A 19,066-nucleotide genomic window follows, 5' to 3' on the forward strand; every position below is an offset into this window, starting at 1 on the left:
TTAGCGAGTAGCGTCATCGACCGTGACTATTTCTCAGCGCCGGGCCCGGCTGCGCGAGCGGTTGGTCGCCGCCGAACTGGACGCGATGCTGGTATCGGACCTGGTCAACGTGCGTTATCTGTCCGGCTTCACGGGTTCGAACGCGGCGCTGTTGATCCGTGCGGACAGCGAAACGCCGGTGCTGGCCACCGATGGCCGGTATCGCACCCAGGCAGCGCAGCAGGCGCCCGACGCGGAGATCGCCATCGAGCGCGCGTGCGGGCCTCACCTCGCTACCCGCGCAGCGGCTGACGGCGTGCGGCGGCTGGGCTTCGAAAGCCACGTGGTGACCGTCGACGGACACGCCATGCTTGTGAAGGCCGCCGGCGAGCAGACCGAGCTGCGCCGGGCCGCCGGGATGGTCGAGGCGCTGCGCGAGGTCAAGGACGCCGGTGAGATCGCCCTGCTGCGGCTGGCATGCGAGGCGGCCGACTCGGCGCTGACCGACCTGGTCGAACGCGGAGGGCTGCGGGCAGGCCGGACGGAGAAGGAAGTCGGGCGCGAACTCGAATCGCTGATGCTCGACTACGGCGCCGACGGTATCTCGTTCGAAACGATCGTCGCCGCGGGCGCCAACTCGGCGATCCCACATCACCGGCCCACCGATGCGGTGCTGGCCGCCGGCGACTTGGTGAAGATCGACTTCGGCGCGCTGGTGTGCGGCTATCACTCCGACATGACGCGAACCTTCGTGCTGTCGCCGGCCGCGCAGTGGCAGCTCGACTTGTACGACCTGGTGGCCAGCGCACAGCGCGCGGGCCGCGACGCGCTGGCACCCGGGATGGTGCTCAAGGATGTCGACGCCGTGTCGCGACAAGTCATCGCCGACGCCGGCTATGCGGACAACTTCGGCCATGGTCTGGGTCACGGCGTCGGATTGCAGATCCACGAAGCGCCGGGAATCAGCGCCAGCGCCGCCGGTACACTGCTTGCTGGCTCGACGGTGACCGTTGAGCCCGGTGTCTACCTGCCCGACCGTGGCGGCGTCCGGATCGAGGACACGCTGGTCGTGGGCGAGAGAGCACCCGACTTGCTTACCCGGTTCCCCAAGGAACTGGCCATCCTCTAAAGGAGAACAACCGACCGTGGCAACGACCGCCGACTTCAAGAATGGGCTCGTCCTGCAGATCGACGGCCAGCTGTGGCAGATCGTCGAGTTCCAGCACGTCAAGCCCGGCAAGGGACCGGCCTTCGTGCGGACCAAGCTGAAGAACGTGCTGTCCGGCAAGGTCGTCGACAAGACGTACAACGCCGGAGTGAAGGTGGAGACCGCGACCGTCGACAGGCGCGACGCCACCTATCTGTACCGCGACGGCTCGGACTTCGTGTTCATGGACAGCGAGGACTACGAGCAGCATCACCTGCCGGATTCGCTGGTGGGCGACGCCGCCAAATTCCTGCTGGAGAGCTTGCCGGTGCAGATCGCGTTCCACAACGGCGCGCCGCTGTACCTCGAACTGCCGGTGACCGTCGAGCTGGAGGTCACCCACACCGAACCCGGGCTGCAGGGCGATCGGTCCAGCGCAGGCACCAAGCCGGCGACGGTCGAGACCGGCGCGGAGATCCAGGTGCCGCTGTTCATCAACACCGGCGACAAGCTGAAGGTCGATTCGCGCGACGGCAGCTATTTGGGTCGGGTGAATGCCTGACCGTCGAGGCGATCGCGGGCGGCATCAGGCCCGCAAACGCGCCGTCGACTTACTGTTCGAGGCCGAGGCGCGGGGCATCACCCCGGCCGAGGTCGCAGAGTCCCGAAATGCCTTGGCGGAGAAGGAATCCGACGTCTCGCCGCTCAACCCGTACACGGTGACGGTGGCGCAAGGGGTGACCGAGCACGCCGCGCATGTCGACGACCTCATCTCGGCGCACCTGCAAGGCTGGACGCTGGAGCGGTTGCCTGCGGTGGACCGCGCGATCCTGCGCGTGGCAGTGTGGGAGCTGCTGCACGCCGACGATGTTCCTGAACCGGTTGCCGTGGACGAGGCCGTTGAGCTGGCCAAGCAGTTATCGACCGACGACTCACCGGGTTTCGTCAACGGTGTGCTGGGCCAGGTGATGCTGGTGACACCACAGATCAGGGCGGCGGCGGCCGCCATGCGGGGTACATCGGACGGGACATAATGGGCGTACCGCAGGACTGGGCACCGTACTCGAGCGTCGAAGAAGCGGCCAAGGTATACCTGCGCGACCCCGATCTGGCGTTGGACCAGATCCGTTCGATCGTCGACCTTCCCGCGATCAAGTCGTTCATCATGTCCCGCGGCTTCACCGACGAGACGTGGGGTGAGGCGCTGTGGCAGGAAGTGGTGCTCACCGACGGGCAGCGGCTCATCATGTGGCGCGCCGACGACGAGATGTCGACTACGGGAGAACGGGAACGCCGAGTGCTCAACGCCTCGGTGCGCACGATCCTGTTGTCGTCGATCACCGATCAGGTGCTCACCGCCGAGTACGAGCGGCTCGACGACGGCGCCCGGCGGCTTTCTGAAGTGCGGCTGAGGATGTACACCCAGCTGGTCACGCGCTCGCGGCAGAAGTCAGTCACCGAGACCGACATCTACTGTGAGTCGTTTCGGTACTACAAGTCCGTCGACAACGGCGGCCTGGCCCAGATGCAACGGCTGCTGCAGTTCGGCCGTGTGCTGTCCCGCTGCGTCCACTAACCCACCTTCTTGTGGCGACGGCTAGTAGTTCGGCAGATCGATCGCGTCGGCTGTGGTGAACCACTTCTTCTCGGCGACGGGGCGAAATGGCCAGCGCTGCATCCACTTCATCACCTGCGCGGTGATCGTGATGTCGCTGGCCGACTTCGGCAGGTAGCCGTCGATGCCGTTGGGTAGGTCCTGACAGCGGGTGATGTAGGGCCGCATCACGTCCTCGTATCGCTTCAGCGCTGCTGAGATGCCCTGTGCGTCACATGAATTAGCCGGCCCCAGCTCGCCGGCCAAGACGTACGCGCCGACCAGCGCCAGGCTCGTTCCCATGCCGCTGAGCGGCGAGGCGCAGTAGCCGGCATCGCCGACGAGTGTCACCCGGCCCCGTGAAACTGTCGGCATGTGCACCTGAGCGAATGAGTCGAAATAGAAGTCGTCCGCCTCGGCCGCCGCCGACAGCAGCGCATCGCAGTGCCAGCCGGCACCGGCGAAATGCTTTGCGAGCAAAGCGCGTTGCTCGTCGGGGTTGCGCCGGTCATAGGCTACGGGTTCGGAGCGAAACGCCAGGCCGGCCTTGCACAGCGACGGGTCGTGCGACGGTCGCATCGACGCGTTCAGCCCCGGCGCCTGATACATCAGATACCAGCCGTCGAGGCCGACGGTGTCGGGCGCGGTGAACCACGCGTTGTACCCACCGAGGGGTTTGACGAATTGCTCCTCGCCTCCGAACACCAAGCGGCGCACCGCAGAATGCGGGCCGTCGGCGCCGACGATCAGATCGGCTGACAGCGTGGTGCCGTCAGTCAGCCTTGCCTCGACGGCGCCCTCTGTTTGGCTGATTTCCTCGATGCGCGTGCTGAAGCGGTAGTCGGTGTAAGGCTTGGTCTCCTGGTACAGCACGTCGACGAGGTCGCCGCGCAAGATCTCCAGCTTGGACACCAGGCCGTTGCCGTGGAAGGCGGTGACGGGCATCTCGGCCCGCCGGCTGCCGTCGGCCTTGATCCACGCGACGCCCCGCTGATCGAGTGCGCGCTCACGCATCTGGTCGATCAGCCCCATCCGCTCGACCACGTCGCCTCCGGCGCCGCGAAGGTCAACGGTCTGTCCACCGGGCCGAATGCCATCGGCGACTTCGACGATCGTCACGCGATAGCCGCTGTTAGCAAGCCAATAGGCCAAGGCCGGACCGGCGATGCCGGCCCCACTGACGAGCACGGAGGGTTGAGGCATGGCCGCCAGCGTAAACGCTAGATGTCGAGGGCCTGGTAGGTCCTGCGGACGAACTTCGGTTGCGCGCTTTGGAGTTTGGCAAGCGACGTGTTGCCGGCGATCGCGGCCGCGTCGACCGTCAGGTCCGGATGATTCTGAATCAGGTAGATCAGGATCAGGTCCGCCGAAGGATCGGCCTGCCACCACGTGCCGTACGCGCCCGGCCAACTGAACGTGCCCACTCCGCCCGGCCCGAACAACTGCCGCGACATCGCCGGATCCGTCACGACCGACAGGTTCAATCCGAATCCGCGGCCCACCCAAAACGGCGCTCCCAGAAACGGATACCGCTTCTGCTCATCGGTCAGCCGATCCGTGCGCATCAATCGCACCGATTCCTCGGAGAGCACCCGAACACCGTCCACCGCGCCAAAGCCGAGCAGCATCCGCGCGAACTTCAAGTAGTCGTCGGCCGTCGACCACAACCCGGCCCCGCCCGTGCAAAACGGGGGATCGGTGATCGGCGCCGGACCCATCACGTCATGGCGCAGCACGTTGTCTTTGTCGAGCTTGTACATCGTCGCGGCCCGCCGCCGCCCCGCTGTGCTGACACTGAAACCGGTGTCGGACATCCCCAATGGTTCGAATATCCGCTCGCTCAAGACCTCTGCCAGCGACTTGCCCTCGATACGGGACAGCGCGATACCGAGCACGTCGGTGGCGTGGCTGTAGGTGAGCCGATCGCCCGGCTGGTGTGCGAGCGGAAGGTCCGCCAGCTCGGCAAGCCAGCGATCCTGGTCCTGACGGAACGACATCCTGCCGTACGCGGCGCTCAGCGGTCCGAGCACCGAGAACGCATAGGCAAGGCCGCTGCGGTGCGTCATCAGATCCTCGATCGTGATGCGGCGCCGGGCCGGCACGGCCTTGTCCATCGGCCCCGCCGGATCCAGCAGCACCCGCATGTCCGACAGCTCCGGCAGCCACTTCGCCACCGGGTCGGTCAGCGACAGCTTGCCTTCCTCCATCAAGCTCAACGCCGCGGCGACCGTCACCGGTTTGGTCATCGACGCGATGCGGAAGATCGTGTCTCGCTGCATGGGAAGCTTGGCGTCGACATCGCGGTGGCCGAGTTCGTTGACCTGCAGAACCTGGCCCGCCCGCCAGGCGAGGGTCACCGCACCTGCGAGTAGACCGGCGTCAATCGCCTCACGGATGGACGCCTGGTTGCCGTCGAGACTCACTGCGCCAGCGTACGGGCGGCTGTCGGCGGGATGCTAAGCTGCCCCGCAGTTCGACGTCCTTTAACGAGCCGTCCAGTGAGGCGGAGAAGGAGGTCAGAGTCGCTTCATGGGCTCGACTGGCACCGACCGGGAATTGATGTCCGCAGCGGACGTTGGCCGGACTATCTCCCGCATCGCCCATCAGATCATCGAAAAGACCGCTTTGGATGACCCTGCCGGTCCTCCTCGCGTCATCCTCCTCGGCATTCCGACCAGGGGCGTAACCCTGGCGGCCCGGCTGGCCGAGAAGATCAAGGAATTCTCCGGCGTCACGGTTCCGCACGGCGCACTGGACATCACGCTTTACCGCGACGACCTCGACCACAAGCCGCCCCGGCCGCTCGAGGACACCTCGATCCCCGAGGGCGGTATCGACGACACTCTGGTCGTCCTCGTCGACGACGTCCTCTATACCGGTCGCTCGGTCCGCTCGGCACTGGACGCGCTTCGCGACATCGGCCGGCCCCGCGCCGTTCAGCTCGCGGTCCTCGTCGACCGCGGCCACCGCGAGCTGCCGCTGCGCGCCGACTATGTCGGGAAGAACGTGCCCACCTCGCGCAGCGAAAACGTCAAGGTGCGCCTCACTGAAGATGATCAAGTCGAGGGCATCTGGATCGCGCCTCAGGGAGGGCCTGCACGATGAAGCATCTACTGTCCGCAGCCGACCTCACCCGCGACGAAGCGCTGGCGATTCTCGACGATGCCGACCGGTTCAGCCAGGCGCTGCTGGGCCGCGAGGTGAAGAAGCTGCCGACGCTGCGCGGGCGAACCGTCATCACGATGTTCTACGAGAATTCCACCCGTACCCGAGTGTCGTTCGAGGTCGCGGGCAAGTGGATGAGCGCCGACGTCATCAACGTCAGCGCCTCGGGATCCTCTGTGGCCAAAGGCGAATCGCTGCGCGACACCGCATTGACGCTGCGCGCCGCCGGTGCCGATGCGCTCATCATCCGCCATCCCGCGTCGGGTGCGGCCCAGCAGCTTGCCGAGTGGACCGCCACCGAGCACGGCGGCCCGGTGGTGATCAACGCCGGCGACGGCACCCATGAACACCCAACCCAGGCGCTGCTCGACGCGCTGACCATCCGGCAGCGGCTCGGCGATATCGAGGGCAAGCGGGTCGTGATCGTCGGCGACGTCCTGCACAGCAGGGTGGCGCGCTCCAACGTCCTGCTGCTCGACACGCTCGGCGCCGAAGTGGTTCTCGTCGCTCCGCCCACGCTGTTGCCGGTCGGCGTGGCCGGATGGCCCGTCACCGTGTCGCATGACCTCGACGCCGAACTCCCCATCGCCGATGCGGTGCTGATGCTGCGTGTGCAGGCCGAGCGGATGAATGGCGGATTCTTCCCGTCGGCGCGGGAGTACTCGGTGCTCTACGGACTCTCCGAGAAGCGGCAGGCGATGCTTCCCGGCAACGCGGTTGTGCTGCATCCGGGCCCCATGGTGCGCGGCATGGAGATCGCCTTCTCGGTCGCGGATTCCACGCAGTCAGCGGTCCTGCAACAGGTTTCCAACGGCGTGCACGTCCGGATGGCGGTGTTGTTCCACTTACTCGTTGGCGCGGAGCAGGAAGCGATCAGCGCATGAGCGTGATGGTTCGGGGAGTGCGGCTCTATGGCGAGGGCGACCGCGTCGACGTACTGGTTTCCGACGGCCAGATCACCGAGATCGGCGCGGACCTGGCAATCCCCGATGACGCCGATGTCTTCGACGCCACCGACCAGATCCTGCTTCCAGGCTTCGTGGACCTGCACACCCATCTGCGTGAGCCGGGCCGGGAGTACGCCGAAGACATCGAAACCGGTTCGGCCGCAGCGGCTTTGGGCGGCTACACGGCGGTGTTCGCGATGGCCAACACCAACCCGGTCGCCGACACCCCCGTCGTCACCGACCACGTGTGGCACCGCGGCCAACAGGTCGGACTCGTCGACGTGCATCCCGTCGGCGCGGTCACCATGCGGCTGGAGGGAAAGCAGCTCACGGAGATGGGCATGATGGCTGCCGGGGCAGGGCAGGTGCGGATGTTTTCCGACGACGGCATCTGCGTGCACGACCCGCTGATCATGCGGCGCGCCCTCGAGTACGCGACGGGCCTTGGCGTGCTGATCGCCCAGCACGCCGAAGAGCCGCGGCTCACCGTTGGCGCCGTCGCGCACGAAGGACCCAACGCCGCGCGGCTCGGACTGGCGGGCTGGCCCCGCGCCGCCGAGGAATCCATCGTCGCCCGTGACGCCCTGCTGGCCCGCGACGCGGGAGCGCGGGTGCACATCTGCCACGCGTCCACCGCGGGAACGGTCGAGATCATCAGATGGGCCAAGGCGCAGGGCATTTCGATCACCGCCGAGGTAACGCCGCATCACTTGCTGCTGGACGACAGCCGGCTTGCCAGCTATGACGGCCGCAACCGCGTCAACCCGCCGCTCCGTGAGTCCTCCGACGCCGAAGCACTGCGCCAGGCATTGGCCGACGGCGTCATCGATTGCGTGGCGACCGATCACGCGCCGCATGCCGAGCACGAGAAGTTCTGTGAGTTCGCCGAGGCCCGGCCCGGCATGCTCGGCCTGCAGACCGCGTTGTCGGTGGTGGTGGAGACGATGGTGCGACCCGGCTTGCTGACGTGGCGCGAGGTCGCCCGGGTGATGAGCGAAAACCCCGCCCGCATAGTCGGTTTGCCCGATCAGGGCCGACCCCTCGAAGTCGGCGAGCCGGCGAACCTCACCGTCGTCGACCCCGACGCCACCTGGACCGTCGAGGGCACCGCATTGGCCAGCCGGTCGGACAACACCCCCTACGAGTCCATGGAGTTGCCTGCGGCCGTCACTCTGACACTGCTGCGGGGCAAGGTGACCGCGCGTGACGGGAAGAGCCCGGCATGAACACCGGCACCCTCGTCGCATCGCTGATCATGGCCGCGGTGGTCGCGGTGGTGATCGCGTTCCTGATCCGGCAGATGCTGCGCGGCTGGTTACGCCGCGCGCAGCGCCAGGCGCAATTGATCGGCACGCTTCCGGCTCTGCCGGATTCCGTCGGCCCGGCACTGATCCCCGCCACCAAGGGCCTCTACGTCGGCAGCACGCTGGCACCGAGCTGGCTGGACCGCATCGCTGTCGGCGACCTCGGCTTCCGCGCCAAGGCCGTGCTGACCCGCTATCCCGAAGGAATCATGTTGCAGCGCACCGGCGCAGGCCCGATCTGGATACCCGACGACGCGATCGCTGCGATTCGCACTGAGAAGGGCATCGCCGGCAAGGCGATGACCCACGAAGGCATCTTGGCGATCCGGTGGCGATTGCCGTCGGGAGCCGAAATTGACACTGGGTTCCGCGCGGACAACCGCGACGAGTATTCGAAATGGCTGGAGGGGGTGGCATGAGCAAGGCGGTGCTCGTCCTCGAGGACGGCCGCATCTTCACCGGTACCCCGTTCGGGGCCGTCGGGCAGACACTGGGCGAGGCGGTGTTCTCCACCGGCATGTCGGGATACCAGGAGACGCTGACCGATCCGAGCTATCACGGGCAGATCGTCATCGCCACCGCACCCCAAATCGGAAACACCGGCTGGAACCACGAAGACGCCGAAAGCCGCGGCGACAAGATCTGGGTGGCGGGGTATGCGGTCCGCGACCCATCGCCCCGCGCATCCAACTGGAGGGCGACCGGCACACTAGACGACGAGCTGGTCCGTCAGGGCGTCGTCGGCATCGCCGGTATCGACACCCGCGCGGTGGTACGCCATCTGCGCAGCCTCGGATCGATGAAGGCGGGCGTCTTCTCCGGTGACGCGCTGACCGACGCCGACGAGCTGCTCGGCCGGGTTCGCGGGCAGCCATCGATGCTCGGCGCCAACCTCGCGGGCCAAGTCAGCACCGATGCGACGTATATCGTGGAACCCGATGGGCCGCAACGCTTTACCGTGGCGGCGATCGACCTCGGGATCAAGACGAACACGCCGCGCAATTTCGCCCGTCGCGGTGTCCGTAGCCACGTCCTGCCGTCGACGGTCGACTTCGAGCAGATCGCCGACCTGAAACCGGACGGGGTGTTCCTGTCCAACGGGCCGGGCGACCCGGCCACCGCGGACCACATCGTCGGCGTCACCCGCGAGGTGCTGGGCGCCGGGATTCCGTTGTTCGGCATCTGCTTCGGCAACCAGATCCTCGGCCGGGCGCTGGGCCGCTCCACATACAAGATGGTGTTCGGGCACCGCGGCATCAACGTCCCGGTCATCGACCACGCCACCGGCCGCGTCGCGGTTACTGCGCAGAACCATGGTTTCGCGCTAGAGGGCGAGGCGGGGGAGCGGTTCGACACACCCTTCGGCGTCGCCGAGGTCAGCCATACGTGCGCGAACGATGGTGTCGTCGAGGGCATCAAACTCGTCAACGGGCGCGCGTTTTCGGTCCAGTACCACCCGGAGGCGGCGGCAGGGCCACACGACGCCGAGTATCTGTTCGACCAATTCGTGGACCTGATGGCGGAGGAGTCATGACCGCGAGCGCACACCCATGTACAGATTTCGGGGCGTTTTGCGTACAAACATGCGCGTTCGCGCGGGGGGACAACTAATGCCCAGGCGGACCGACCTCAACCACGTGCTGGTGATCGGCTCAGGGCCGATCGTGATCGGGCAGGCCTGCGAGTTCGACTACTCAGGCACGCAGGCGTGCCGCGTGCTGCGGGCCGAGGGCCTTCAGGTCAGCCTGGTCAACTCCAACCCGGCGACGATCATGACCGATCCGGAGTTCGCCGATCACACGTACGTCGAGCCGATCACCCCGGCGTTCGTCGAGCGTGTGATCGCCCAACAAGCCGAGCGCGGCAACAAGATCGACGCGCTGCTCGCCACGTTGGGCGGGCAGACCGCGTTGAACACCGCGGTCGCGCTGTACGAAAACGGCGTGCTTGACCGCTACGGTGTCGAGCTGATCGGCGCGGACTTCGAAGCGATCCAGCGCGGTGAGGACCGGCAGCGGTTCAAGGACATCGTCGCCAAGGTCGGCGGCGAATCCGCCAAGTCCCGTGTGTGTTTCACCATGGACGAGGTCCGCGAGACAGTCGAGGAGCTCGGCCTGCCCGTGGTGGTGCGACCGTCCTTCACGATGGGCGGCCTCGGTTCGGGTATGGCGTATTCGGCCGACGACGTCGAGCGGATGGCGGGCGACGGCCTGGCCGCTTCGCCGAGCGCCAACGTGCTGATCGAGGAATCCATCTTCGGCTGGAAGGAATTCGAGCTCGAGCTGATGCGCGACGGCCATGACAACGTGGTCGTGGTGTGTTCGATCGAGAACGTCGACCCGATGGGCGTGCACACCGGCGACTCGGTGACCGTGGCCCCCGCGATGACGCTGACCGACCGCGAATACCAGAAGATGCGCGACCTCGGCATCGCGATCCTGCGAGAGGTCGGCGTCGACACCGGCGGCTGCAACATCCAATTCGCCGTCAACCCGCAGGACGGCCGTCTCATCGTCATCGAGATGAATCCGCGGGTGTCGCGCTCGAGTGCCTTGGCGTCCAAGGCAACCGGTTTCCCGATCGCGAAGATCGCCGCCAAACTGGCCATCGGCTACACGCTTGACGAGATCCTCAACGACATCACCAAGGAGACCCCTGCCTGTTTCGAGCCGACGCTGGACTATGTCGTCGTCAAGGCTCCCCGGTTCGCATTCGAGAAGTTCCCCGGCGCGGACCCCACCCTGACCACGACGATGAAGTCGGTCGGTGAGGCGATGTCGTTGGGCCGCAACTTCATCGAGGCGCTCGGCAAGGTGATGCGCTCACTGGAGACGGGCCGCGCGGGCTTCTGGACGGCCCCGGATCCCGAGAAGTCGGTCGACGACCTGCTCGAAGATCTCAAGACGCCCACGGACGGGCGGCTCTACGACATGGAGATGGCGCTTCGGCTCGGTGCGACGGTCGAGCAGGTGTCGGAGGCGTCGGGGGTCGACCCGTGGTTCGTCGAGCAGATCGCCGGGCTGGTCACTCTGCGGTCGGAGCTGCTCGACGCCCCGGTCCTCGACGAGGAACTGCTGCGGCGCAGCAAGCACCACGGGCTGTCCGATCGCCAGATCGCCGCGCTGCGACCGGAATTGGCCGGCGAGGTAGGCGTGCGCTCACTGCGGCAGCGGCTCGGCATCCATCCGGTGTTCAAGACCGTCGACACGTGCGCGGCCGAGTTCGAGGCCAAGACGCCCTACCACTACAGCAGCTACGAACTCGACCCGGCCGCCGAGACCGAGGTCGCCCCGCAGGCCGAAAAGCCGAAGGTGCTGATCCTGGGCTCCGGCCCTAACCGGATCGGGCAGGGCATCGAATTCGACTACAGCTGCGTGCACGCGGCGACCACGTTGAGCCAGGCCGGTTTCGAGACCGTGATGGTCAACTGCAACCCCGAGACGGTGTCCACCGACTACGACACCGCCGACCGGCTGTACTTCGAGCCGTTGACGTTCGAGGATGTGCTCGAAATCTATTATGCGGAACAGCAATCCGGCGAAGGTGGCCCCGGTGTCGTCGGCGTGATCGTGCAACTCGGTGGACAGACCCCGCTGGGATTGGCCGAGCGGCTGGAGAAGGCGGGGGTGCCGATCGTCGGCACCAGCCCCAAGGCCATCGACCTTGCCGAGGACCGCGGCGCGTTCGGTGAGGTGCTGCGGGCCGCGGGCCTGCCTGCACCGAAGTTCGGCATGGCGACCAGCTTCGAGCAGGCCCGGCGGATCGCCGCCGACATCGGCTACCCGGTGCTGGTCCGTCCGTCCTACGTGCTGGGCGGTCGCGGCATGGAGATCGTCTACGACGACCAGACGCTGGAGGGCTATATCACCCGCGCCACCCAGCTCTCGCCCGAGCACCCGGTGCTGGTCGACCGGTTCCTGGAGGACGCCATCGAGATCGACGTCGACGCGCTGTGCGACGGCTCCGAGGTCTACATCGGCGGGATCATGGAGCACATCGAGGAGGCCGGCATCCACTCCGGCGACTCGGCGTGTGCGCTCCCGCCGGTCACATTGGGCCGCAGCGACATCGACAATGTGCGGCGCGCCACCGAGGCCATTGCGCACGGCATCGGCGTGGTCGGGCTGCTCAATGTGCAGTACGCACTCAAAGACGACGTGCTCTATGTGCTCGAGGCCAACCCGCGTGCCAGCCGTACGGTGCCGTTCGTCTCGAAGGCGACCGCGGTGCCGCTGGCCAAGGCGTGTGCGCGAATCATGTTGGGCGCCACCATCGCCCAGCTGCGCGACGAGGGCCTGCTCGCGAGGACCGGTGACGGCGCCGTCGCGCCGCGCAACGCCCCCGTCGCTGTCAAGGAGGCGGTGCTGCCGTTCAATCGGTTCCGCAAGGCCGACGGTGCACAGGTGGACTCGCTTCTGGGTCCGGAGATGAAGTCGACCGGCGAGGTGATGGGCATCGACCACGACTTCGGCAGCGCGTTCGCGAAGAGCCAGACGGCAGCCTACGGCTCCCTGCCCACCGAGGGCACGGTGTTCGTCTCGGTGGCCAACCGCGACAAACGCTCACTTGTGTTCCCCGTGAAACGCCTGGCCGACTTGGGCTTTCGAGTGCTGGCCACCGCGGGCACCGCAGAGATGTTGCGGCGCAACGGCATCCCGTGCGACGAGGTCCGCAAGCACTTCGAGGAGCCCAGCGCCGACCGCCCACGGTTGTCGGCTGTCGACGCGATCCGCGCAGGCGAAGTCGACATGGTCATCAACACCCCGTACGGCAACTCCGGTCCGCGCATCGACGGCTATGAGATCCGTTCGGCGGCGGTCTCTATGAACATTCCATGTGTGACGACTGTCCAGGGCGCTTCGGCCGCGGTACAGGGCATCGAGGCGGGCATTCGCGGTGACATCGGTGTGATGTCGCTGCAAGAACTGCACAGCGTGCTGGGACCGTAGGCGTGGGTGGGTTCGGTCGGCGGCTGGCCGAGGCGGTGTCGCGGCGAGGCCCGCTATGCCCCGGCATCGACCCTCACCAGGAGCTCCTGCGCGCGTGGGGTTTATCGGTCGACGCCGACGGACTCGCGAAGTTCTGCGATGTATGCGTAAGCGCCTACGCGGATTTCGCGATCGTCAAGCCTCAGGTCGCCTTCTTCGAGGCCTACGGCGCGGCGGGCTATGCGGTGCTGGAGCGCACCATCGGGGCACTGCGCGACCACGGAGTGCTGGTTCTCGCCGATGCCAAGCGCGGCGACATCGGCTCGACGATGGGGGCCTACGCCGAGGCGTGGGCTGGAGACTCACCTCTGGCCGCCGACGCGGTGACGGTCTCGCCGTATCTGGGTTTCGGCTCGCTGCAGCCGATTTTGGATACCGCCTCGTCGCACGGTCGCGGGGTTTTCGTCCTCGCGGCCACCTCCAATCCGGAAGGTGCCTCTGTTCAGCGCGCGCAGGTCGAAGGCCGCACCGTCGCGCAGTCGATCGTCGACGCGGCGGCCGCGGTCAACCGGAGTGCACTGCCTGAGCCTGGCTCGGTTGGCGTCGTCGTCGGCGCCACCCTGACCGACCCGCCTGACCTCAGCGATCTCCACGGCCCGGTCCTGGTGCCCGGCGTTGGCGCTCAGGGTGGTCGGCCTGAGGCGCTCAAAGGCTTCGGCGGCGCGGGTCCCGGGCAGCTGCTGCCCGCGGTATCGCGTGAGCTGCTGCGCGAAGGTCCCGACGTGGCCGCACTGCGATCCGCGGCCGAACGCATGCGCGATGCGGTGGCGTATCTGGCATGACCGCCTACGACACCGCGGCTTGGACCGACTTCGCGAACACGGTCGCCGGGGGAGCAGCCGCACTGGCCGGCCTGCTGTTCGTCGGTCTGTCACTGAACCTGTCCGACGTGCTGAAGTACCGCGGCGTCCCGGCGCGCGCCGCCACCACGCTCGGGTTGACCGTCGCCATCCTGTTGACGGCGATCTTCGTCGCCACGCCAGGACAGGACCACCGTGCGCTGGCCGCCGAGATCGGGGTGGTCGGTCTGGCGACGGCCGCGGCTGTGATTATCGGTATGCGGCAGCAGCGGACGGGCGAGCATCCGGCGCGCGCCATGACGTCGACGCTGCTCCTCGGAGTCCCCGCGCTGTTGTTGATGGCCGGCGCCGTCTCGCTGTGGGTGCAGCAAGGCGGCGGCCTGTATTGGGTAACTGCCGCGGTCACAACGGGTTTCGTGTCTGCTACGGCCAACGCGTGGGTACTGCTCGTCGAGATCAGACGGTAGATCCTCGCTGCCGCCGCAGCGCCAGCGGTCAGGATCAGGCCCGTGACGTCGCCGTGGTTACGTGTGTCGACGACGGAAGGGCCGGACCGGTCGGGGATGTACGCGCCGCAACCGCACGCCCATGCCGGGCTCGCGACACTCGACACCAGGCCGCCGACGTACCACGACCGTACCGTCGGCCGCTCCTGGGCCGTCAGAGAGCTACTACGCACCGTAGTTGTCATGCGTGGCCGGCATCAGAACCTGATTTTGTATTCATTTCCCCTTGTGGCCGCCAAAATGTGCGCGCAAGTGCCCGCGACACGCCCGACACACCATGACCAGGCGAAATTTTAATTTTTCGACCGTAAGCGGTGTTGCGTGCCGCGCTGGGTCGCGTGCGTACCAGCGCTGGGTAAACCGTTTTCGTCGTCGAAAACCGTTGATATGCAGGCATATCCGGCGATTCGGGGGCGAAATTCGCTGTTTCAAGGCCGTCTGAACGCCGCGCGACAACGCTGAGGACGCGCACTACACGCTGGGCTTTTGACGCCATAACCAGGGGGTGGGGTTAGCTTTCGTCAGATTGCGTGGGTACGGTCGTCCACGCTGGCTGGTTCTAGGAGTTTTTAGGTCAGCCGAGACAAAACAGATGATGGTGACGAGACGGAGGAACCCGTGGCCCTTCCCCAGTTGACCGACGAACAGCGCGCGGCAGCGTTGGAGAAGGCTGCTGCCGCACGTCGAGCACGAGCCGAGTTGAAAGACCGGCTCAAGCGCGGCGGCACCAACCTCAAGCAGGTGCTCAAGGACGCCGAGACCGACGAGGTCTTGGGCAAGATGAAGGTTTCTGCGCTACTGGAGGCGTTGCCCAAGGTTGGCAAGGTCAAGGCGCAGGAGATCATGACCGAACTCGAGATCGCACCCACCCGCCGACTGCGCGGCCTGGGCGATCGTCAGCGCAAGGCCCTGCTGGAGAAGTTCGACCAGTAGCGAGTCAGTGAACGAAGGCGGAGGGCCGGGCAGCACAAGCGCTCCGGTGGTGGTGTTGTCCGGCCCGTCTGCCGTCGGGAAATCGACGGTCGTCCGCTGCCTGCGCGATCGCATTCCCGAGCTGCACTTCAGCGTCTCCGTCACCACCAGGGCACCGCGTCCCGGCGAGGTCGACGGAGTCGACTACACGTTCGTGACGGCCGAGCGGTTCCAGCAGCTCATCGACGACGGCGCACTGCTGGAGTGGGCTGAGATTCACGGCGGTCTGCACCGTTCCGGTACGCCCGCGGGGCCGATTCTCGCAGCTACAGCGGCTGGGCGGCCGGTTCTCATCGAGGTCGATCTGGCCGGTGCGCGAGCAGTCAAGAAGGCCATGCCGGAGGCGATCTCCGTCTTTCTCGCGCCGCCCAGCTGGGAAGATCTGGAGCGCCGATTGATCGGCCGCGGCACGGAAACCGCGGAGGTGATGGCCCGCCGACTGGCCACCGCCCGCGACGAACTTGCCGCTCAAAAGGACTTCGACGTCGTCGTCGTGAACAGCGAATTGGAATCCGCCTGCACCGAATTGGTATCCTTGCTGGTGGGCCGGACTTAGTTCGGGCGCCGGGGAGGCGCGATCCAGCCCGAGAGCCACCTAACCCTCCAGGAGATTTTCTACGTGAGCACCCCGCACGCCGATGCGCAGCTGGCCGCTGTGGACGACATCGACACGTCCGCCGCCGGCGCCTACGACACGCCGCTGGGCATTACCAACCCGCCCATCGACGAGTTGCTGGACCGCGCGTCGAGCAAGTACGCGCTGGTGATCTACGCCGCCAAGCGTGCACGCCAGATCAACGACTACTACAACCAGCTCGGCGACGGCATCCTCGAATACGTCGGCCCGCTGGTCGAGCCCGGCCTGCAGGAAAAGCCGCTGTCGATCGCGCTGCGCGAGATCCACGAAGACCTGCTCGAGCACACCGAGGGTGAGTAGCTAAGGCTCCGCGGTGGTGGACCGCAAGCGGATCATCGTCGGCGTCGCCGGTGGCATCGCCGCCTACAAGGCGGCCACCGTGGTCCGTCAGCTCACCGAGGCCGGCCACTCCGTCCGCGTCGTCCCTACCGAATCCGCGCTGCGCTTCATCGGCGCTGCCACCTTCGAGGCGCTGTCTGGCAACCCCGTCCATACCGGCGTCTGGGACGACGTCCACGAAGTACCTCATGTGCGCATCGGGCAGGAAGCCGATCTCGTCGTCGTCGCCCCAGCAACGGCTGACCTGCTGGCCCGCGCCGTCGCCGGCCGTGCCGACGACCTGCTGACGGCAACCCTGCTGACCGCGCGGTGTCCCGTGCTGTTCGCGCCGGCCATGCACACCGAGATGTGGTTTCACCCGGCGACCGTCGACAACGTCGCCACGCTGCGCCGCCGCGGCGTGATCGTTCTCGAGCCCGCGTCCGGCCGGCTGACGGGTGCCGACACGGGTGCCGGGCGGCTGCCTGAAGCCGAGGAGATCACCACGCTGGCCCAGCTGCTGCTCGAGCGCGGCGACGCGCTCCCGTACGACCTGGCCGGAGTCAGGGTTCTGGTGACCGCCGGTGGCACCCGCGAGCCGATCGACCCGGTGCGATTCATCGGCAACCGCAGCTCGGGCAAGCAGGGCTATGCGATGGCCCGTGTGCTGGCTCAGCGTGGCGCCGACGTCACGCTGATCGCCGGCAACACCGCGGGTCTGATCGATCCGGCCGGCGTCGACGTCGTTCACATCGGCTCGGCCAGCCAGCTCAAGGACGCCGTGTCCAAACATGCGCCGGACGCCCACGTGCTCGTGATGGCCGCCGCCGTCGCTGACTTCCGGCCCTCGCACCCGGCCACCAGCAAGATCAAGAAATCCGCCGATCCGAACGCCGGCGAGCCCCTGATCGAGCTGACCCGCACCGACGACGTCTTGGCGGGTGCCGTACGCGCGCGCGCCGACGGCCAGCTGCCCAACATGCGGGCCATCGTCGGGTTCGCTGCAGAAACCGGCGATGCCAACGGAGACGTGCTCTTCCACGCCCGCGCGAAATTGCGGCGTAAGGGATGCGATTTGCTCGTCGTCAATGCGGTGGGCGAGAATCGGGCATTCGAGGTGGACAACAACGACGGGTGGCTGTTGGCGTCGGACGGGACCGAATCCGCATTGGAGCACGGTTCGAAAACTCTGATGGCCAGCCGTATTGTTGACGCGATCGTGGCCTTCCTGCACAACAGCGGCGGGTAAGCCCGAGCGGACGCATCCGGCCTGCGCGTAAGGGTTGCGCATGTTTGGGGCCCGCGCTTGGGTGCAACAGACAGCGATATAATTCGATTGGCTAAGTTTCGGAAAGGGATCGAACGTGAGCAAAGCTCGGCTGTTTACCAGTGAGTCGGTAACCGAGGGGCACCCCGACAAGATCTGTGACGCCATCAGCGACTCCGTGCTCGACGCGTTGCTCGCGGACGATCCCAGGTCCCGAGTCGCGGTCGAAACGCTGGTCACCACCGGTCAGGTGCACGTCGTCGGCGAGGTCACCACGACGGCCAAGGAAGCGTTCGCCGACATCACCAACACCGTGCGCGCGCGCGTCCTGGAGATCGGCTACGACTCGTCGGACAAGGGTTTCGACGGCGAGACCTGCGGCGTCAACATCGGCATCGGCGCGCAGTCGCCCGACATCGCCCAGGGCGTCGACACCGCTTATGAGACTCGCGTCGAGGGTGAGCAGGATCCGCTGGACTTGCAGGGCGCCGGCGACCAGGGCCTGATGTTCGGCTACGCGATCAAGGACACCCCGGAGCTGATGCCGCTGCCGATCGCGCTGGCCCATCGCCTGTCGCGTCGGCTCACCGAGGTCCGCAAGAGCGGCGTGCTGGATTACCTGCGCCCGGACGGCAAGACCCAGGTGACGGTTCAATACGACGGCACCACCCCGGTGCGGCTGGACACCGTCGTGCTCTCGACGCAGCATGCCGACGGCATCGACCTCGTCAACACGCTCACGCCGGACATTCGCGAGAAGGTCGTCAACACCGTGCTGGGCGACCTGGCGCACGACACCATGGACACCTCCGACTACCGGCTGCTGGTCAACCCGACCGGCAAGTTCGTGCTCGGCGGTCCCATGGGTGACGCCGGGCTGACCGGCCGCAAGATCATCGTCGATACCTACGGCGGATGGGCCCGCCACGGCGGCGGCGCGTTCTCCGGCAAGGATCCGTCCAAGGTGGACCGTTCCGCGGCGTACGCGATGCGCTGGGTGGCAAAGAACGTCGTTGCCGCCGGCCTGGCCGAGCGGGTCGAGGTGCAGGTCGCCTACGCGATCGGCAAGGCGGCGCCTGTCGGCCTGTTCGTCGAGACCTTCGGCACCGAGACCGTTGACCCGGCCAGGATCGAGAAGGCCATCACCTCGGTGTTCGACCTGCGGCCCGGCGCGATCATCCGCGATCTGGACCTGCTGCGGCCGATCTACGCTCCGACCGCGGCATACGGCCACTTCGGCCGTACCGACATCGACCTGCCGTGGGAGCAGCTGAACAAGGTCGACGACCTGAAGGCTTCGGTCTGACGACGATCAAGCGGCGAGGTACGAGCCGCGTTGAGGAGTCAGACGCGACAAGGTCGGTCTGACGGTCGGGTTTCGCGAGACTGCACTTATCGCGCGCGGCACTCGAACTTTCTCGCAACAACTGCGACCTCGCGTG

At 66.8% G+C, this 19,066-nt stretch carries 19 protein-coding genes; 17 read left to right on the forward strand and 2 right to left on the reverse strand.

Annotated features, from left to right (window positions below; translation table 11 throughout):
* Positions 1 to 22: 22 nt before the first annotated feature.
* The 4 genes from ACWW36_RS21590 to ACWW36_RS21605 are packed head-to-tail and all read left to right on the forward strand — an operon-like array spanning position 23 to position 2,702.
* A complete protein-coding gene (locus ACWW36_RS21590; RefSeq protein WP_456138006.1) occupies positions 23 to 1,108 on the forward strand; it encodes a M24 family metallopeptidase in 1,086 nt (361 codons plus the stop codon).
* A gap of 16 nt (positions 1,109 to 1,124) precedes the next feature.
* Positions 1,125 to 1,688, forward strand: coding sequence for an elongation factor P (gene efp, locus ACWW36_RS21595; RefSeq protein WP_456138007.1), 564 nt, complete (start codon positions 1,125 to 1,127; stop codon positions 1,686 to 1,688).
* Positions 1,681 to 2,160, forward strand: a complete 480-nt coding sequence (gene nusB, locus ACWW36_RS21600) for a transcription antitermination factor NusB (protein WP_456138008.1) — start codon at positions 1,681 to 1,683, stop codon at positions 2,158 to 2,160. The genes efp and nusB overlap by 8 nt, the downstream gene beginning before the upstream one ends.
* Positions 2,160 to 2,702: a hypothetical protein gene (locus tag ACWW36_RS21605; protein WP_456138009.1), complete on the forward strand. Its 543-nt coding sequence runs from the start codon at positions 2,160 to 2,162 to the stop codon at positions 2,700 to 2,702. Before nusB ends, ACWW36_RS21605 begins: the two co-directional genes overlap by 1 nt.
* A 21-nt stretch (positions 2,703 to 2,723) precedes the next feature.
* Here the strand turns inward: ACWW36_RS21605 and ACWW36_RS21610 are convergent, their stop codons facing one another.
* Together ACWW36_RS21610 and ACWW36_RS21615 are read right to left on the reverse strand one after the other, a co-directional pair.
* Complete coding sequence (locus tag ACWW36_RS21610) at positions 2,724 to 3,923, reverse strand: FAD-dependent monooxygenase (RefSeq protein ID WP_456138010.1); 1,200 nt, start codon at positions 3,921 to 3,923, stop codon at positions 2,724 to 2,726.
* Between the two features lie 17 nt (positions 3,924 to 3,940).
* On the reverse strand, positions 3,941 to 5,143 hold the full coding sequence (locus ACWW36_RS21615) for a serine hydrolase domain-containing protein (protein ID WP_456138011.1): 1,203 nt from the start codon (positions 5,141 to 5,143) through the stop codon (positions 3,941 to 3,943).
* A 106-nt stretch (positions 5,144 to 5,249) separates the two neighbouring features.
* Between ACWW36_RS21615 and pyrR the strand changes: the two genes are divergently transcribed.
* The 13 genes from pyrR to metK all read left to right on the forward strand — a co-directional run bounded on the left by pyrR (position 5,250) and on the right by metK (position 18,930).
* Positions 5,250 to 5,825, forward strand: coding sequence for a bifunctional pyr operon transcriptional regulator/uracil phosphoribosyltransferase PyrR (gene pyrR, locus ACWW36_RS21620; RefSeq protein WP_456138012.1), 576 nt, complete (start codon positions 5,250 to 5,252; stop codon positions 5,823 to 5,825).
* Positions 5,822 to 6,769 carry an aspartate carbamoyltransferase catalytic subunit gene (locus ACWW36_RS21625; RefSeq protein WP_456138013.1) on the forward strand — a complete coding sequence of 316 codons (948 nt, stop codon included), beginning with the start codon at positions 5,822 to 5,824 and terminating at the stop codon, positions 6,767 to 6,769. The genes pyrR and ACWW36_RS21625 overlap by 4 nt, the downstream gene beginning before the upstream one ends.
* Positions 6,766 to 8,058 carry a dihydroorotase gene (locus ACWW36_RS21630; RefSeq protein WP_456138014.1) on the forward strand — a complete coding sequence of 431 codons (1,293 nt, stop codon included), beginning with the start codon at positions 6,766 to 6,768 and terminating at the stop codon, positions 8,056 to 8,058. Before ACWW36_RS21625 ends, ACWW36_RS21630 begins: the two co-directional genes overlap by 4 nt.
* Positions 8,055 to 8,555, forward strand: a complete 501-nt coding sequence (locus ACWW36_RS21635) for a PH-like domain-containing protein (protein WP_456138015.1) — start codon at positions 8,055 to 8,057, stop codon at positions 8,553 to 8,555. Before ACWW36_RS21630 ends, ACWW36_RS21635 begins: the two co-directional genes overlap by 4 nt.
* Complete coding sequence (gene carA, locus ACWW36_RS21640; RefSeq protein ID WP_456138016.1) at positions 8,552 to 9,670, forward strand: glutamine-hydrolyzing carbamoyl-phosphate synthase small subunit; 1,119 nt, start codon at positions 8,552 to 8,554, stop codon at positions 9,668 to 9,670. Before ACWW36_RS21635 ends, carA begins: the two co-directional genes overlap by 4 nt.
* 76 nt (positions 9,671 to 9,746) lie before the next feature.
* Positions 9,747 to 13,085: a carbamoyl-phosphate synthase large subunit gene (gene carB, locus ACWW36_RS21645; protein ID WP_456138017.1), complete on the forward strand. Its 3,339-nt coding sequence runs from the start codon at positions 9,747 to 9,749 to the stop codon at positions 13,083 to 13,085.
* Between the two features lie 2 nt (positions 13,086 to 13,087).
* Positions 13,088 to 13,906, forward strand: coding sequence for an orotidine-5'-phosphate decarboxylase (gene pyrF, locus ACWW36_RS21650; protein ID WP_456138018.1), 819 nt, complete (start codon positions 13,088 to 13,090; stop codon positions 13,904 to 13,906).
* Positions 13,903 to 14,391 (forward strand): hypothetical protein, encoded by a 489-nt coding sequence (locus ACWW36_RS21655; protein ID WP_456138019.1) that lies wholly within the window; start codon positions 13,903 to 13,905, stop codon positions 14,389 to 14,391. The genes pyrF and ACWW36_RS21655 overlap by 4 nt, the downstream gene beginning before the upstream one ends.
* A gap of 657 nt (positions 14,392 to 15,048) precedes the next feature.
* Positions 15,049 to 15,363, forward strand: a complete 315-nt coding sequence (mihF, locus tag ACWW36_RS21660; RefSeq protein ID WP_014815655.1) for an integration host factor, actinobacterial type — start codon at positions 15,049 to 15,051, stop codon at positions 15,361 to 15,363.
* Between the two features lie 7 nt (positions 15,364 to 15,370).
* On the forward strand, positions 15,371 to 15,958 hold the full coding sequence (gmk, locus tag ACWW36_RS21665; RefSeq protein WP_456138020.1) for a guanylate kinase: 588 nt from the start codon (positions 15,371 to 15,373) through the stop codon (positions 15,956 to 15,958).
* A gap of 63 nt (positions 15,959 to 16,021) precedes the next feature.
* Positions 16,022 to 16,339: a DNA-directed RNA polymerase subunit omega gene (rpoZ, locus tag ACWW36_RS21670; RefSeq protein ID WP_456138021.1), complete on the forward strand. Its 318-nt coding sequence runs from the start codon at positions 16,022 to 16,024 to the stop codon at positions 16,337 to 16,339.
* 13 nt (positions 16,340 to 16,352) lie between these two features.
* Positions 16,353 to 17,606, forward strand: coding sequence for a bifunctional phosphopantothenoylcysteine decarboxylase/phosphopantothenate--cysteine ligase CoaBC (coaBC, locus tag ACWW36_RS21675; protein ID WP_456138022.1), 1,254 nt, complete (start codon positions 16,353 to 16,355; stop codon positions 17,604 to 17,606).
* Positions 17,607 to 17,721: 115 nt separating this feature from the next.
* Positions 17,722 to 18,930 carry a methionine adenosyltransferase gene (gene metK / locus ACWW36_RS21680; RefSeq protein ID WP_456138023.1) on the forward strand — a complete coding sequence of 403 codons (1,209 nt, stop codon included), beginning with the start codon at positions 17,722 to 17,724 and terminating at the stop codon, positions 18,928 to 18,930.
* Positions 18,931 to 19,066 lie beyond the last annotated feature (136 nt).

The organism is Mycobacterium sp. MMS18-G62, assembly GCF_053877835.1.